At 71.0% G+C, this 14,458-nt stretch carries 15 protein-coding genes; 4 read left to right on the top strand and 11 right to left on the bottom strand.

Annotation, left to right across the window (positions count from 1 at the left end):
• Positions 1-2: 2 nt before the first annotated feature.
• From ACIBJF_RS26345 to ACIBJF_RS26300, 10 genes are all read right to left on the bottom strand, one after another.
• On the bottom strand, positions 3-1,076 hold the full coding sequence (locus ACIBJF_RS26345) for a hypothetical protein (protein WP_399177231.1): 1,074 nt from the start codon (positions 1,074-1,076) through the stop codon (positions 3-5).
• A gap of 5 nt (positions 1,077-1,081) precedes the next feature.
• Complete coding sequence (locus tag ACIBJF_RS26340; RefSeq protein ID WP_399177229.1) at positions 1,082-2,650, bottom strand: oligosaccharide flippase family protein; 1,569 nt, start codon at positions 2,648-2,650, stop codon at positions 1,082-1,084.
• Positions 2,613-3,449 carry a chain length determinant protein gene (locus tag ACIBJF_RS26335; RefSeq protein WP_399177226.1) on the bottom strand — a complete coding sequence of 279 codons (837 nt, stop codon included), beginning with the start codon at positions 3,447-3,449 and terminating at the stop codon, positions 2,613-2,615. The genes ACIBJF_RS26340 and ACIBJF_RS26335 overlap by 38 nt, the downstream gene beginning before the upstream one ends.
• 51 nt (positions 3,450-3,500) lie before the next feature.
• Positions 3,501-4,616 carry a non-hydrolyzing UDP-N-acetylglucosamine 2-epimerase gene (wecB, locus tag ACIBJF_RS26330; protein WP_399177224.1) on the bottom strand — a complete coding sequence of 372 codons (1,116 nt, stop codon included), beginning with the start codon at positions 4,614-4,616 and terminating at the stop codon, positions 3,501-3,503.
• A gap of 4 nt (positions 4,617-4,620) precedes the next feature.
• Positions 4,621-5,880 carry a nucleotide sugar dehydrogenase gene (locus ACIBJF_RS26325; protein ID WP_399177223.1) on the bottom strand — a complete coding sequence of 420 codons (1,260 nt, stop codon included), beginning with the start codon at positions 5,878-5,880 and terminating at the stop codon, positions 4,621-4,623.
• Positions 5,880-6,650, bottom strand: coding sequence for a WecB/TagA/CpsF family glycosyltransferase (locus tag ACIBJF_RS26320; protein WP_399177221.1), 771 nt, complete (start codon positions 6,648-6,650; stop codon positions 5,880-5,882). The genes ACIBJF_RS26325 and ACIBJF_RS26320 overlap by 1 nt, the downstream gene beginning before the upstream one ends.
• Positions 6,647-7,819: a hypothetical protein gene (locus ACIBJF_RS26315; protein WP_399177219.1), complete on the bottom strand. Its 1,173-nt coding sequence runs from the start codon at positions 7,817-7,819 to the stop codon at positions 6,647-6,649. Before ACIBJF_RS26315 ends, ACIBJF_RS26320 begins: the two co-directional genes overlap by 4 nt.
• 271 nt (positions 7,820-8,090) lie before the next feature.
• The gene (locus ACIBJF_RS26310; protein ID WP_399177217.1) at positions 8,091-8,690 is read right to left on the bottom strand and encodes an acyltransferase; all 600 of its coding nucleotides are present in this window, start codon (positions 8,688-8,690) and stop codon (positions 8,091-8,093) included.
• Positions 8,691-8,804: 114 nt separating this feature from the next.
• Positions 8,805-9,872 (bottom strand): glucose-1-phosphate thymidylyltransferase, encoded by a 1,068-nt coding sequence (locus tag ACIBJF_RS26305; RefSeq protein ID WP_399177215.1) that lies wholly within the window; start codon positions 9,870-9,872, stop codon positions 8,805-8,807.
• 62 nt (positions 9,873-9,934) lie between these two features.
• Positions 9,935-10,882, bottom strand: a complete 948-nt coding sequence (locus ACIBJF_RS26300; RefSeq protein ID WP_399177213.1) for a DMT family transporter — start codon at positions 10,880-10,882, stop codon at positions 9,935-9,937.
• Between the two features lie 238 nt (positions 10,883-11,120).
• On the opposite strand from ACIBJF_RS26300, the gene ACIBJF_RS26295 reads away from it, so the two are divergent.
• The 4 genes from ACIBJF_RS26295 to ACIBJF_RS26280 all read left to right on the top strand — a co-directional run bounded on the left by ACIBJF_RS26295 (position 11,121) and on the right by ACIBJF_RS26280 (position 13,817).
• Entirely contained in the window at positions 11,121-11,834 is a 714-nt protein-coding gene (locus tag ACIBJF_RS26295) for an FAD binding domain-containing protein (protein ID WP_399177211.1), read from the top strand.
• A gap of 101 nt (positions 11,835-11,935) precedes the next feature.
• Positions 11,936-12,391 carry a hypothetical protein gene (locus ACIBJF_RS26290; protein ID WP_399177209.1) on the top strand — a complete coding sequence of 152 codons (456 nt, stop codon included), beginning with the start codon at positions 11,936-11,938 and terminating at the stop codon, positions 12,389-12,391.
• A 118-nt stretch (positions 12,392-12,509) separates the two neighbouring features.
• Entirely contained in the window at positions 12,510-13,052 is a 543-nt protein-coding gene (locus tag ACIBJF_RS26285) for a DUF2231 domain-containing protein (RefSeq protein WP_399177207.1), read from the top strand.
• A 279-nt stretch (positions 13,053-13,331) separates the two neighbouring features.
• Positions 13,332-13,817, top strand: coding sequence for a DUF3761 domain-containing protein (locus ACIBJF_RS26280; RefSeq protein WP_399177205.1), 486 nt, complete (start codon positions 13,332-13,334; stop codon positions 13,815-13,817).
• A gap of 109 nt (positions 13,818-13,926) precedes the next feature.
• Here ACIBJF_RS26280 and tsaA read toward each other — a convergent pair whose 3' ends face one another.
• Positions 13,927-14,331, bottom strand: coding sequence for a tRNA (N6-threonylcarbamoyladenosine(37)-N6)-methyltransferase TrmO (gene tsaA / locus ACIBJF_RS26275; RefSeq protein ID WP_399177203.1), 405 nt, complete (start codon positions 14,329-14,331; stop codon positions 13,927-13,929).
• Between the last annotated feature and the right edge of the window lie 127 nt (positions 14,332-14,458).

The following is a 14,458-nucleotide window of genomic DNA, read 5'->3' as shown; positions in this document are numbered from 1 at the left end:
GCTCACGACGACGGCTCCGGCTCGATGGGGCGGCCGTCGGACATCCGGTTGTTCCGCCACACGTTTCCGGCGCCCCCCGCGTTCCAGTGCGCGACCACGCCGTACCCGCCGGAGGCGGGGTGGTACTGCGTCGAGAAGACGTTGTCGGTGACCTCGATCCCGGTGGCGCCCTTGTCACCGCCGTAGAGGGCGTACGCGCCGCCGGCGATCCAGTTGTGGTCGACGGTGACATTGCGGACCACCCCGGTGTCCGCGAACAGGCCGATGCTTCCCGAGGCCCCCTGCTTGAGGCTGGTCGGGTTCAACAGGGTGTTGTGGCGGATGGTCAGCCGGCCGGTGTTGCCGCCGCCGCTGATGACGGCGTTGGTGTGCTGCCACTCGCCGCCCTGGTTGACGAACGGGACGATGTCGTGCACGTAGTTGTCGTGCAGATCGCCCTGCCCCATGGACAGGGCGTCGCCGAACACCGAGACGTCGCACCAGCCGACCTCGATGGAACTGGCCCCCATGTTCGACACCGCGTAGTCCACGCCCCCGTTGTCGGGCCCCTTGCCGGGCACGGCGGTGATGGTGGAGTGCAGGACCCGCAGGCCGTGGTAGCCGGGCCGCAGGTTGATGCCCCACCAGTTGTCCGAGGTGATCTTGGTGTCGATGACGGTGACGTCGTCGGCGTAGATGTCGAGCGAGCCGGTGATGTCCCAGCCCCGGATGACGAGCCCGTTGGTGCGGACGGCCAGGTAGCCGGTCTTGTGGGGCTTGAGGGCGGTGCGGGGGCCGGTGCTACGGGCGTCGGGGAAGCCGCAGGCGCTCGGGGAGGCGCACGCGGGCCCGGCCGCGGGATGCGCGGACGCACCGCCCGCGCCGGCCGTCGCGGTGGGCTTCCCCGTCGTGGCGGGTTTCCCCGACGCGGTGGGCTTCTCTGACGTGGCGGGTTTCCCTCCCGCGGTTGGATTCCCCGTCGCGGACGGTGAGGGACCGGCGTTCCGGTCCGTGCCCGAGCAGGCCACCCCGACGACCGCGAGTAAGGCAGCGATCAGCGGCCCCGCGAGGGAGCCGAGGCCGATACGTCGTGACATCCGGTTCACCTCACGTCCTGTTGGGCGGACGGAACCGCTGCGGACGATCGGTGCCGGCCGCGGTGGGGCCGGTCGCCGCGGCCGACGCCGCGCAGGAAGTCCCGGCTGGGCAGCACGCACACCGTGTAGCCGGCCAGGGCGATCGTGCCGAGGGCGAGGAGCGCGAGCCGGCCGTCGCCGAACGGACGCTCCAGGCCCAGGATGATGGCCGCCATCACGGCGCCGCCGAGGAAAGGCCAGGCGCAGGCCCTGGCGATCCGGCCGACGCCGATGCCGCCACGGCGCAGGGCGATCAGGAACACGGGCACCACCATGCCGCCGGCGACCAGGACGTGACCCTGTGACACTCCGACGATGCCGTTCGCACGGGCGGCGACCAGGAGCACCGGGATCAGGGCCACCAGCCACAGGCCCTGCACCAGGAAGAGCGAACGGCGCTGTCCGATCGCGACCAGGCAGTCGTAGGCGAGTTCACTGCCGATGCGGATCAGGCCGAGGGCCATCAGCCAGGGCAGTGCCGCGGCGGCGGGGGTCCACTGGCTTCCGTAGATCAGGTGGATGACCGGCTCCGCGAGGCCGGCCAGCAGCACGCACAGCGGGACGGTGCCGGTGATCACCACGCCCAGGGCACGGCTGAAGCCCTGCGCGAGCGCCTGCGGCGAGTCGGCCAGGCGGGAGAATCCGGCGAAGGAGACCCGGCGGGCGGCCTCGGAGATGATCCTGACGGGCCAGCCGGAAATGTTGAAGGCGAGCACGTAGAAGCCCAGAGACACATTGCCCAGCGTCGCGCCCACCACCATGGTGTCGACGTTGACCACCGCCAGGGCCAGCAGACTCGCCCCTGCCAGTGGCAGCCCGAACCTCAGCAGCGCCCGGGCCTGCTCGGGGTCCCAGCCGTATCTCAGGGTGCCCGGTGCCGCCAGCCGGCAGCCGATCAGCGTCACGAGGTTGCCCACCACGGCTCCCCAGGCGAAGCTCATCGCACCCCAGCCCGCGAAGGCCAGCAGCAGCGTCACCGAGGTGCCGAGCACGAAGTTGAGCCCGTCGATGATCATCCGCCTGCCCTGGGCGAACTCACGGGTGAGGAAGCCGCCGGGCACCTGTGCCACCCCGTCGATCACCACGCACAGGCACATCACCCGCAGGACGCCCGTGGCGTACGGTGAGCCGAGCACGCCGGCCACCGTCGGTGCCGCCGCGAACAGCGCCACGTACAGCAGGCCGCTGGAGAGGGTGCTGAGGGTCAGGACGGTCGGCGCGAACCGCCGCGGGTCCCCCTCCCAGCGCACGATGGCCAGGCCCACGCCCAACTCGTTCGCGGACAGCAGGACCAGCAGCACGGTCTGGGCGATGCCGTACACGCCCCACGCCGCGGGGCCCAGGGCGAAGCGCGCCAGCACGATGCCGGTGGCGAAATTGCCCAGGCGCAGGACGACGGTGTTGATCAGGCTCCACCGGGCCGCCGAACGGACCTTGCGGTCCAGGGAGTTGGCAGCGGGGGGTGCGGGAGCGGCAGGAGCGGGGGCGTCGCTCGTCTCACCGGTCTCGCTCTCCGGTGCGCGGGCGGTGTCCATGAGTCGACTCCTCGTCGAGCGGCTCTGCGGCGGACGCCACGGCCATGGCGGGACGTGGCGCTGTGGGCTCTGCGGTGCCTGGACCGTCCGCGGCGGACCGCGACCAACTCGGCGGCCGCCGGATGGCGAGCGTCTCGTCCACGGCCGGGTCCTCGGCCGAGGGGACGGGGACGGTCGTCTCCTGCTCGGGCTCGGGCTTGTGCGACCTCTTGCGCGCCTCCACGTAGAAGACGGCGACCAGGCTCAGCACCAGGCCCAGGCATCCGACCATGACCAGGTACTCGATCCGGGTCTTGGTCTGCGCCACCGGGTCCTGCGGGGGCACGATGGTCGTCATCCGGATCATCGCCTTCGGGGCGACCGACTGCTGTTTCTGGAACAGGTCCAGCCGCTCCTTGGCATACGCGGTCAGGATCTTGTCCGAGGCCAGGACGGCGGCCTTGTCGGTGCCGGTGACGGTCAGCCAGAGGAGCGGCCCCTGTGCGTTGTCGGCGAGCTTGGCCGCGAACGCGCCGGTGGCACCACGGGACTTGAGATCCCGGAGGGAGTCGTCGGAGTTTAGGTTGCGGGCCAGGCTGTCGGCCATCCCGGTCAGCGAGGTCTGGGTGCTGAGGAAGGGGTTGCCGTCGTAGGCCACGGTGGCCTTCTGGGAGTTCAGCAGCACCACCGTGCTCTGCGACTGGTAGGTCACCGGAACCATCAGGGCCACACCGACGATCAGTCCGGCGGTCAGCAGCAGTCCGGGCAGCAGGACGTACCAGCGCCTGCCCATGACCCGGAAGATCTCAGCGAGATCCATGGTGGTCCCCCCTAGCGACCCGACGTTCGACGAGCATATGTTGCAAGCGGATCATATGAGGAGCGTTTGGGCGGTCGGTCGCGGCCGCGTGCTCGCGCTGCCTCCCTCCAGCAGCACGCCGGCGATCCGGTCGCTCGCGTGACCGTCCCACAGTTCGGGCCGGCGCGGCGCGGGCGGATCGTCCAGCACCCGGTTGACGGTGGTCACGACGCGTGCCGGATCCCGGCCCGCGAGCACGTTGGTGCCCTGCTCCACGGTGATCGGCCGCTCGGTGTTGTCCCGCAGGGTCACGCACGGCACGCCCAGCGCGGTGGTCTCCTCCTGTACGCCGCCGGAGTCGGTCAGCACGAGCCGGGCGGAGTCCTGCAGGGCGATGAAGTCCAGGTATCCGGCGGGCGGCACGAGCCGGATGCCTCCGGGCACGCCGATCTCGGTCAGCCGTCCGGCCGCGCGGGGGTGCACGGGCAGGACGAGCGGGCAGCGGCCGGCGATCTCGCCCAGAGCTTTCAGGAGCGCGGCGAGCACCTCGGGGTCGTCCACGTTGGCGGGCCGGTGCAGGGTGACCAGGCCGTACTCGCCCCTGGCCAGGCCGTATCGGTCGAGGACGTCCGAGGACCTGGCCCGTTCCAGGTTGGCCAGCAGCGTGTCGATCATGACATTGCCGACGAGGTGGATCTGGTCCTCCCGGTACCCTTCCGCGCGCAGGTTCTCCACGGCGTCGGGGGAGGGGGCCAGCAGGTAGTCGCTGACGCGGTCGGTGGCGACGCGGTTGACCTCCTCCGGCATGCTCCAGTCGCGGCTGCGCAGACCGGCCTCGACATGGGCCAGCAGCGGTCCGGCCTTGGCCGTGACGAGGGCGCAGGCCAGGGTGGAGTTGATATCGCCGACCACGACCACGATGTCCGGGGACAGCTCGCCGAGCAGGGGCTCGAACGCGGTCATCACGCGGCCGGTCTGCTCGGCGTGGGTGCCGGAGCCGACCCCGAGGAAGCGGTCGGGCGGTCGGATGCCGAGGTCGGAGAAGAACACGTCGTTCATGGCCGGGTCGTAGTGCTGACCGGTGTGCACGAGGACCACCTCGGCGCCGCGGCGTTCCAGGGCGTCCATCACCGGCTTGATCTTCATGTAGTTGGGTCGCGCCCCCGCGACGCAGACGATGCGCGGCATGGCTTCAGAGCACCTCGATCGTGGGTCCGGAGGGCAGCCGTCGACGGCAGTCGAGGACGAAGGGGGCGTGCTCGGCGACGAGTTCGTAGTCGAAGCTGTCATGGTCGGCGAGCAGCACCACCACGTCGGCGGCCGCCAGCTCCTCCGGGGTCGGTTCGACCCGGACCAGCCGGGTGTCCACCGGCAGGCCCTCGACGACGTGCGGATCCGCCGCCTTGACCTGGGCCCCCATGTCGAGCAGCAGTTGGGATATGCGCAGGGCGGGCGATTCGCGGGCGTCGCCGGTGTTCTTCTTGTACGCCAGGCCCAGCAGCAGGATGCGCGAGCCGTTCACGGAACGGCGTCTTTGGTTGAACAGGTCGCTGATACGGCGCGCCACGTACTCGGGCATGTGGTTGTTGATGTCGTTGGCCAGTTCCACGAAACGGAAGCTCTGCCCGAGTTCGCGCTGGACCCGCCAGGACAGGTAGGAGGGGTCGATCGGCAGGCAGTGGCCGCCGACGCCCGGTCCGGGCGTGAACCGCATGAAGCCGAAGGGCTTGGTGGAGGCGGCGTCGATGGCCTGCCAGACGTCGATGTCCAGGTGATGGGCGAACATCGCGATCTCGTTGACCAGCGCGATGTTCACATGGCGGAAGGTGTTCTCCAGCAGCTTGGCGAGTTCGGCCTCCTTGGGCGAGCCCACCGGCACGGTGGTGTCGACGAGCTGCGCGTAGAAGTCCTGAACGGCCTTGAGCGACGCGGCGTCGACGCCCGACACGACTTTCGGGGTCTCCTGGAAACCCCAGACGGCGTTTCCGGGATCGATCCGCTCGGGGCTGTAGCCGAGGTGGAAGTCGGTGCCGGCGGTGAGGCCCGAGCCGTCCTCCAGGATCGGGGCGAACAGCTCCTGGGTGGTGCCGGGGTAGGTGGTCGACTCCAGGACGACGGTGGCCCCGGGGCGCAGGTAGCGGGCGAGGGTGAGCGCGGACTCCTTGATGTAGCGCAGATCGGGCATGCCCTCGTGCAGCGGGGTCGGCACGGTCACGACGGCGACGTCGAAACCGCCGCAGTCGCGGGCCGATTCGCTCGCGCGGTAGGCGCCGCTGTCCAGTGCCGCGCGGATCCGCTCGGAGGAGACGTCCTCGACGAAGGACTCACCGGCCGACAGGCTCTTGACCCGCCGGGAGTCGACGTCGTAGCCGATCACCTCGTGTCCGACCTCGGCGGCGCGGATGGCCAGTGGCAGGCCGACGTATCCCTGTCCGACCACGACGACGCGCATCAGTGACTCCTGTTCGCGGAAGCGGGCGACGGGCCGAGCCGGATGAACTCGCGCGCCGTCATGAGGACGAAGGCTGCATTGGTGGTGAGATAGCGCCAGCCCAGGCGGCGCGGCTCCTGCACGGCGCGGTAGAGCCACTCCAGGCCCCACCGCTGCCAGGAGGCGGGGGCCCGCTTGGTGACCTCGGCCAGGATGTCGAAGGAACCGCCGACCCCGTGTACGACGCGGGCGCCGGTGCGTGCGCCGTAGGCGGCGGTGAAGATCTCCTTCTTCGGCGAGGTCATGCCGAGGAACAGCATCTGGGCGCCGCTACGGGCGATCGCGTCAGCTATCGCCTCCTGCTGGGAGTCGTCGAAGTAGCCGTTCCGGCTGCCGGCCACCTTCAGCCGGGGGAAGCGGTCGGCCACCCGGCGCAGCATCCGCTCCAGCACGTCCTGTCTGGCGCCGAGGAAGTACACCGACATGCCCGCCGCCTCCGCCTCTGCCAGCAGCCGCAGGAAGAGGTCGATACCGGCCACCCGTTCCGGCAGCGGTGCGCGCAGCACCCGGCCTGCCCAGACCACGGCCTGTCCGTCGGCCAGGACGAGATCGCAGCCGGCCACGGCCCGGGCGAGCCGGGCATCCCGCCGCATGTTCACCAGCTTCGCGGCGTTGACGACCCCGATCTCCAGCTGCCTGCCGTCCCGGACCGCGTCCAGGCAGCGCTGGACGGTCTCGTCCATGGTCAGCGGGTCCAGCTCGACGCCGAAGAGGGACTGACGCTCGCTCATATGCGGCCCCCCTGCCAGGCGTGGAGCATCCAGCCGAATTCGTACGGCCGGCATTCGCGGTCCACGGAGAGCGGCCGGTACATCCGGTCCAGGGACCGCAGCCGAAGGCTCGGGGCGACTCGGGTGCCCAGTCCCCGGGCGGCGCGTACGGCCTTCTTCGGGTCGCCGCGGTAGACCTTGCGCCAGGTCGCGCCGAGGTCGTCGAGGATCAACGGCTCCCGGTGCTCGGGGCGTTCGGCCAGCTCGGGCACGTCCGTCATCCAGCGCAGGCCCTTGCGGACCGACGCGCCGAAGTCGGTGCCGCCGGCGTCGGTGAGGTCGAACAGGGCGGTCGGCGCCATCGCGTGCTGGTGGACGCTGTAGACCGGGTAGCCCTCCACGACCCCGCCGGTGCGCGCGTCGTAGTGCCACCACCACTGCCCGCCGTCGCCCTGCAGTGCGCAGATGCGCGCCGCGCAGGCCTCGGCCGCGGCCAGCGCCTCCGGATCGCCCCCCGCGTCGTCGCTGGCGTGCGCGCGGGCCAGGGCCTGGAGCGGGTACGTCTGGTCGGCGAAGCAGCTCACGTGCGCCCGGTACCAGGGCACCAGGCCGGGTCCGGTGGCGTGCGGGAACAGCGGGCTGTCGCCGATCCGGGCGCGGAGCAGGCGGTCGCGGGCCGCGGTGAAGTGCTTCTCCACATCGGCCGTGGCACGAGCCGCCGCGAGAGCGGACAGCACCCACGCGGCCTGCACGGTGTACTGTGGCCGGCCCTCCTCGTCCAGGGCTTCGACCCGCGCGAGGGCGTCGGACAGTTTGGGGTGCCCGGTCTCGGCGGCGGCCCAGGAGATGAGCGCCGCGTCACCGAGGTTGGTCACCGCGGGCAACGACTCGACCAGCAGGCCCGTGAACTCCTGGGCAGTGCGGCCGCCGAGCACCGCGCGCTGGCGGTCCTCGGGGAGGAACCGGGCCCCCAGCGCGGTGATGGCCGCGTACCGGGTACTGGTCCCGCGCCGCTCCAGGGTCCAGGCACCATCCGGTGCCTTCCGCCCGGCCATGGTGAAGGCGAAGGCCTCACCGCCGGGCAGCAGCATCGACGGCAGCCCCGACTCGGCGACCGCGAGCAGCCGGCGGGCGAGCGCGAGCAGCGGCGGCTCCTCACGGCCGAGCGCCGCCAGACGTGTGATGATCATCTTCTGGACACACCAACCCCCCTGTGGGTCCTCTTTTTGCGCAGGCTTGTGAGCGCCGCGTCGCGGACTGCCACGCGGCGGAAGGAAGACGTCGGAACGTCAGACGTCAGGCGACGAAGCGGCCGTCACTCCCCGCTTCGGACACAGGTGTCCCCACCCCGGTAACCCCCCTGGGCACTGGTTTGTGCGGTAACTGTGCCCGGTCTGCACAGTTCGCACACATGTTATGCCTGCACGTGTTCAAGGATTGGTGTTTTGGGAGAATCGGAAGTCACGCGCGTTCGACGAGTTCGCCGTCCTTCTCGTCGTACAGCGCCCCCGTCTCGGGGCACTCCCAGCCGCCCGGCTCGCCTTCCCGCTCGACGAGGCGCACGCCGGCCCGGCCGACCCAGCCGATGCGGCGCGCCGGAACGCCCGCCACGAGCGCGAAGTCCGGCACGTCCCGGGTCACCACGGCACCCGCGGCGACCAGCGCCCAACGGCCGACGCGCACCGGCGCCACGCACACCGAGCGGGCCCCCAGGGACGCGCCCTCGCCCACCAGGACCGCCACGGGCTCCCAGTCGCCACCGCGCTTGAGCCGGCCTCGCGGGTCGACCGACCGGGGGAAGTAGTCGTTGGTCAGCACCGCCGCCGGGCCGACGAACACCCCGTCGCCGAGCTCCGCGGGTTCGTAGACCAGCGCGTAGTTCTGGAGCTTCACGTGGTCGCCGATCCGCACCCCCGGGCCGACGTACGCCCCCCGGCCCACGATGCACCCGCTGCCCAGCCGGGCGTCCTCCCGTATCTGGGCCAGGTCCCAGACCGTCGTCCCGTCACCGATCGTGGCCGTCTCGTCGACCTGGGCGGTCGGCTGGATCCTGAAGTTCACCGGGCTGAACCCTTCCTCTGGTGGAGCTGAGCCGGAAAAGCCGTGCGTTACCTGATCGTGGTTCCATGGCGGCGTCACTGAACCCGGCGCCGCCGGTCACCAAGATCCTGGCGGTCACGACGCGATCTGCACCTTGCTGTGGTCGCCGAGGACGAAACGGTGGGCGGCGGGCTTGCGGGGCGCGGGAGTCACCTCGACGTTGCGTCCGATGAGGGAGGCCTCCACCCGCCGGACCCCGCTCACCGAGGAGTCGCGCAGCACGATCGAGTACTCGATCTCGCTGTCGTCGATCCGGCAGTCGCCGGCTATCGAGGTGAAGGGGCCGACGTACGAGTCGGAGATCACGGTGTTCGCGCCGACGACCACCGGGCCCACGATCCGGCTGCCGGTGACCTTCGCCCCGGGCTCGATCCGCACCCGGCCGATGATCTCGCTGTCGTCGTCGACCGTGCCGTCGATCCGGGGCTCCAGGGTCTCCAGCACCGAGCGGTTGACCTCGAGCATGTCCGTGACGTTCCCGGTGTCCTTCCAGTACCCGGAGATGATCGTGGACCGCACATCACGTCCGGCGTCGATCAGCCACTGGATCGCGTCCGTGATCTCCAACTCGCCGCGCCCGGACGGCTGGATGGAGCGTACGGCCTCATGGACCGCCGGGGAGAACAGGTACACGCCCACCAGGGCCAGCTCGCTCTTGGGGTGCCTGGGTTTCTCCTCCAGGCCGATCACCTGGCCCGCCGCGTCCAGCTCGGCCACCCCGAACGCGGTCGGGTCCGGCACCTTCGTCAACAGGATCTGCGCCGCCGGCCGTTCGCCGCGGAAGGCGTCCACCAGATCCGTGATGCCTCCGACGACGAAGTTGTCGCCGAGGTACATCACGAAGTCGTCGTCGCCCAGGAACTCGCGGGCGATCAGCACCGCATGGGCCAGACCCAGCGGGGCCGCCTGCGGGATGTAGGTGACGTCGAGGCCGAACGCGGAGCCGTCGCCGACCGCCTCCCGGATCTCCTCGGCGGTGTCCCCGACGACGATCCCGACCTGGGTGATGCCCGCCTCGGCGATCGCCTCCAGGCCATAGAACAGCACCGGTTTGTTCGCGACCGGTACAAGTTGCTTCGCCGAAGTATGGGTTATGGGGCGCAAACGGGTACCCGAGCCACCAGACAACAAAAGTGCCTTCATGCATATCAGCCTACTTACGACCGACTTGCTGGCGGAGGGATTCCGGTAACGCGCGGGGGTCGTCACCTGGAGCGTGCCGAGGCAGTCGAAGGGTCCGCCGGTGCCGGCGGATCCAGATCCGCGGCCTCTCCGCCGGGAACGGTGCGGGGACGCAGGCCACCGACCAGGCCGAGGATCAGCACGGCGATGCCCAGCCACACCGACGGCCCCGGCGCGCCGCCGCCCGAGACGGCGCCGACGACCGCCGCGGCGAGCGGCGCGATGCCGGTGAGCAACCCCGCTCGCCCGGCTCCTACGGCGCGGACCGTGGAGTACCACAACACAAACGCGACCGCCGTCACCATCAACGCCAGATAACCGGCCGCCGCCCACTGGGCCCCGGACAACTCCCGTACGGCGGACGGCCCTTCCGTCGCCGCGCCCAGCACGGCCAGCAGCACACCGGCCAGCCACATCGCGTGCACGGACACTCCCCACGGCGAGTGCCGCCGCAGCACCGGCACCGCGAGCAGCGTGAACGCGGCCTCGCACCCCAGGGCCAGCGCCGCCCAGGCCACCCCGACGGCATCGGTGCGGCCCGTGCCCTCCACCAGCACCGCGCCCGCCATGACGACAGGCGCCGCCCAGAGCACCTGCCGGCTCGGCCTGCGCCGCTCCAGCACCGGGCCCACCACCCCGAGAACCACCGGTACGCACGCGACCGCGACAGCGATCACCGCGGGCTCCGCATGGCCGACGCCCCGGACCACGGCCACGTTGAACAGCACCAGGCCGGAGACCGCGATCCCGGCCAGCCACAGCCACTCCCGTCCCCGTGGCCACACCAGCCGGGCACCGGCGAGCCGCGCCATGACCAGGAGGATCACGGTCGCGGCCGCGTACCGGACCGCCTGGGTGGTGAACAGCGGGGCGTCGACGAGCGTGCGGGAGACGGTCACGCTGCTGCCCACCAGCGCCATCCCGGCCATGCCGGGGACGAGCTGGGCGAACGAAGCGGAAGGTGTGCGCATACCGCCCACGCTGCCCTCGCCACGGAGTGGATGGACAGGTCCACAAGGTCACCGGTGCAGGGGTCCAAAAACATGCCCGGCGGCCGGATCGGCGAGGCACGGGCGAGAGTGCGCGGCGTGCTCGTGTGAGCCCTGTACGCGCCCCCGCCCGGTCGAGAAGACTGCCTTGGCGAGGGCGGTCGGCCACAGCATCACCCACCGCCTTCGGTCCACTCCTGAGGAAGGCAGGCCGGTCGCTGTGTTGCTGCGTCTCCCCACGTCGGTGTCCGAAGCGCAGGAGTGCCTGGCCGAGGGGGCCGTGCCGATCGGCGGGGCCACGCTCGTGTGGGCCACCTGGCAGCGGGACGGCTTCCCCGAACTGGCGATGTCCCTGCGGGATGTGCCGGAGGCCAACGTGCTGGAGCGGGAGTCAGTGGGAAGCGCTGTGGTCCTGCACCGGATCGACGACCGGGTGCCGGACGTGCTGCGCCTGGCGGCCGCCGCGGTGGGCACGGGGGCCGTGCGGCGGGCGGCGACGGTCGGCGGCAACCTGGTGGGCAGCGCACTGCGCTGTCTTCTGCCCGCGGCCATCGTCCTGGACGCCCGGGCGACGGTGCTGGAGTCCGACGGCGTCCATGAGACGGACCTGGCCGAACTGGTGGCCAAGCGCCCCGTCCTGCTCAGCCTGCGCTGGCGTGAACCGATCGCCTGTGCGTATCGGAAACTCGCCGGCGAGGCGGGTGGACCGCCGCCCCTCGTCGTCGCCTCGGCGGTGCACGCGGACGACGATGGGAACCGGCTGCGGGTCGCCGCACGCGACGGCTACGACGTGCTCAGCGGCAGCGCCTCGTGCGTCACCGGCACCGAGGAGGCCCTGCACGCGCTGCGTGCGACGGCCTTCGGAGAGCTGCCGACCGCCGCGTGGGACGTCGTACGCTCCCAGGTCACCGGCCTGCCGGGGCTCCAGCGGTGAGGCGCGTGTGCTGCTTGGGCGGGGCAATCTCATCCAAGGTCGTTTGCGTATGACGACATAGGAGGCCATGACGGTGGCCCCGGAGAACAACTGGAGTCGCCATGAACTCCGCCTTCGCCACCGAAGTCGCCCTCAGGGGACTGGGAGTGTGCTGCGCCGTCGGCAACGTGGTGCTGCACGCCGTCCTCGTTCCTGATCACCTTGAGGAGAAGTTCTACATCGGCGTTCTGTTCGTGGTCGGCGGTGTCGTCATGCTCATCGTGGCGGCGGGGCTGGTGGCCTTGGCCCGCCCCATGGTCGCCTGGCTGACCGGGACCCTCGTCAGCCTCGGCATGATCGTCGGCTTTCTGCTGTCCCGCACCGTCGGCCTGCCGGCCGGCTACTACGAACCCGGGTGGGAGGCGCCGTACGGCCCCGTGTCCCTGGTCGTCGAAGGCCTGTTCGTCCTTGCCTTCCTCGCCTGGCTGGGGCGCCCGACGACCGGTGCCGAGCCGAGACCGCCGTACACGGCGGACCGGATGCGGACCGCGTACGGGCAAGGAATGCCGAAGCGTTGAGCCTGACGCGTCGGTCGCACGGCCTCTGCATGCCGACGGGGCCTTGACCCGTGGCCTGAATAAGACCAACGATCATTGGTGAAACAGCTCGACGGCCGGCTCAGGGGCGAGGTTCCGTATGACGGTGAACAGTGATCTGGAGGGCCTGCGGCAGGCGAAGCAGCCGGTCAGCGGCGCGCTGGCAGGGCCGTACGGGCATCCGTTCCATCCGATCCTGGTCACCGTGCCGATCGGGGCCTGGGTGTGCAGCCTGGTCTTCGACATCGCCTCGCGGATCGTCCACCGGCCGGCCTTTCTGACCCATGGCTCGGCCTGGCTCATAGCCGTCGGTGCGCTGGGTGCGCTGGCGGCGGCCTGCGTGGGCTTCCTGGACCTGTTCGCGATTCCCACGGGGACGCCGACCTTCCGTACGGGCCTGGTGCACATGGGGCTGAACCTGGCCGTGACCGCCGCGTACGCGGCCGGTTTCGCCTGGCGGCAGAGCGGCGGATATCCGGAAGGGCAGTGCGTCGGATACGGGCAGTTGGCGCTCTCCGCCGTCTCGCTCGCCGCGCTCGGCGTCTCCGGCTACCTCGGCGGCAAGCTCGCGTACCGCTACGGCGTACGCGTCGCCGAGGAGTCCGTGCAGGCCGAGGGGTACCGCACCGGGCGCCGCCCCTGAGCGGCAGTCCGGTCCTCACCGACCCGTACCCCGTCACCACTGGTGACCGCTCTCGGCGGACTCGTCTGATTGGTCGTCTGGATCGTCTATCTCGCGGCCGACCGGTCGGCCCTGGCCTGGACGTCTGGAGTGGGCGGCAGCTGACCGGGCCGGCGCTGCCGCAAGGCGCCCATCGCGGATTCCGAAGACGTCACGAATAGGTGACTGTTACACAGGATCTTCACACGAGCTGCACAACTGGCGTTACGGTTATGCTCCCAACACATCTTGGAAGGACACATGGCCAACCCGTACACCATGCCGCCGCAGCCGCCCGTCAGAACGGCCCCCAGGTGGGCGCGGAAGCGGTACGTGCTGCCGACGATCGGTCTCGCCTTCTTCCTCGGCATCGGTGCCGGCGCCGGCGACCAGGACAAGGGCGGCGACGCGAAGCCGGCGGCCGACAAGGTACGACCGACCGCCACGGTCACCGCGACCGCCACGGCCACGGAGACGGCGAAGCCGGAGCCTGCGCCGACGGTGACGGCGACGAAGACGGTCAAGGTGAAGGTGACCGTCACCGCGCACGCGGCAGTGGCGGGTTCGGGGAGCAGCGGCGGCTCGTCGGGCGGATCGTCCGGAGGCGCGAGCTCAAGCTCCTCGGGCGGCTCCAGCAGTGCCGGGAACGGGGCCACCGCGCTCTGCAACGACGGCACTTACTCGTACGCGGCCCACCACCAGGGCGCCTGCTCGCACCACGGGGGCGTGGCCGTCTTCTACAGGTAGGCCCGCCCGGCCCAGAAGGGCTGTTCCACAAAGGCGGATGAGCTGCGGCGCGAGTCGCGGTGCGGTCCCGCCTGTGGACCTGTCGATCAGGACGTCTGCCATCGAGCCGTCAACGGCCCGGAGTCAGAAGGGGCTTGACGTCCAGGATCGGTGTCGAGTCGAGGGCTTCGAGGTTGCGGACGTGGACGCGCGTTCCCGCGATGGCGAGGATGTGGACGGTGTGCAGGCCGATCGGGTTGGGGCGGTCGGGGGCTCGGGTGGCGAAGACGCCGGTGAGCGGGCGGGTGGTGTCGCCGCGCGGGCGGACGGTGAGCGTGTCGCGGTCGGCGCGGTCGAGCCAGGTGAGCAGCAGGACGTCGGTGCCCGGGGTCAGCCCGTCCAGGGCCGGGGCGTACCGGTCGTCGAAGACGAGCCAGGCGTCGGGGGCACCCTCATCGGGCTGTCGGGGAGCGGCCGTCCGATCGGTCAACGGTGATTCGACGCGCCCGATCGGGCGCAGGGTGTATGCCGTCAAGAGTCCTCAGTCCTTTCCGGCCGAGCAGGTGCGGGGCACGGCCGCCACGTGGGTCGGATCCGTGCCTGTCGAGCCGTCGGGCTCGGCACCCTTCCGGTGTGCCGCGCTCAGCATGCCAAGTCGTGGG

This window comes from Streptomyces sp. NPDC050743, assembly GCF_044456925.1.
Classification (GTDB): domain Bacteria; phylum Actinomycetota; class Actinomycetes; order Streptomycetales; family Streptomycetaceae; genus Streptomyces.
The sequence above is the reverse complement of the archived record's forward strand: the minus strand, read 5'-3'. Positions and strand labels throughout refer to the sequence as shown.

What these genes read in the sequence shown, in the direction of transcription:
- ACIBJF_RS26345 (WP_399177231.1), bottom strand. Translation starts at nt 1,076, where the DNA reads ATGTCACGACGTATCGGCCTCGGCTCCCTCGCGGGGCCGCTGATCGCT.
- ACIBJF_RS26340 (WP_399177229.1), bottom strand. Translation starts at nt 2,650, where the DNA reads ATGGACACCGCCCGCGCACCGGAGAGCGAGACCGGTGAGACGAGCGAC.
- ACIBJF_RS26335 (WP_399177226.1), bottom strand. Translation starts at nt 3,449, where the DNA reads ATGGATCTCGCTGAGATCTTCCGGGTCATGGGCAGGCGCTGGTACGTC.
- wecB (WP_399177224.1), bottom strand. Translation starts at nt 4,616, where the DNA reads ATGCCGCGCATCGTCTGCGTCGCGGGGGCGCGACCCAACTACATGAAG.
- ACIBJF_RS26325 (WP_399177223.1), bottom strand. Translation starts at nt 5,880, where the DNA reads ATGCGCGTCGTCGTGGTCGGACAGGGATACGTCGGCCTGCCACTGGCC.
- ACIBJF_RS26320 (WP_399177221.1), bottom strand. Translation starts at nt 6,650, where the DNA reads ATGAGCGAGCGTCAGTCCCTCTTCGGCGTCGAGCTGGACCCGCTGACC.
- ACIBJF_RS26315 (WP_399177219.1), bottom strand. Translation starts at nt 7,819, where the DNA reads ATGATCATCACACGTCTGGCGGCGCTCGGCCGTGAGGAGCCGCCGCTG.
- ACIBJF_RS26305 (WP_399177215.1), bottom strand. Translation starts at nt 9,872, where the DNA reads ATGAAGGCACTTTTGTTGTCTGGTGGCTCGGGTACCCGTTTGCGCCCC.
- ACIBJF_RS26300 (WP_399177213.1), bottom strand. Translation starts at nt 10,882, where the DNA reads ATGCGCACACCTTCCGCTTCGTTCGCCCAGCTCGTCCCCGGCATGGCC.
- ACIBJF_RS26290 (WP_399177209.1), top strand. Translation starts at nt 11,936, where the DNA reads ATGAACTCCGCCTTCGCCACCGAAGTCGCCCTCAGGGGACTGGGAGTG.
- ACIBJF_RS26285 (WP_399177207.1), top strand. Translation starts at nt 12,510, where the DNA reads ATGACGGTGAACAGTGATCTGGAGGGCCTGCGGCAGGCGAAGCAGCCG.
- ACIBJF_RS26280 (WP_399177205.1), top strand. Translation starts at nt 13,332, where the DNA reads ATGGCCAACCCGTACACCATGCCGCCGCAGCCGCCCGTCAGAACGGCC.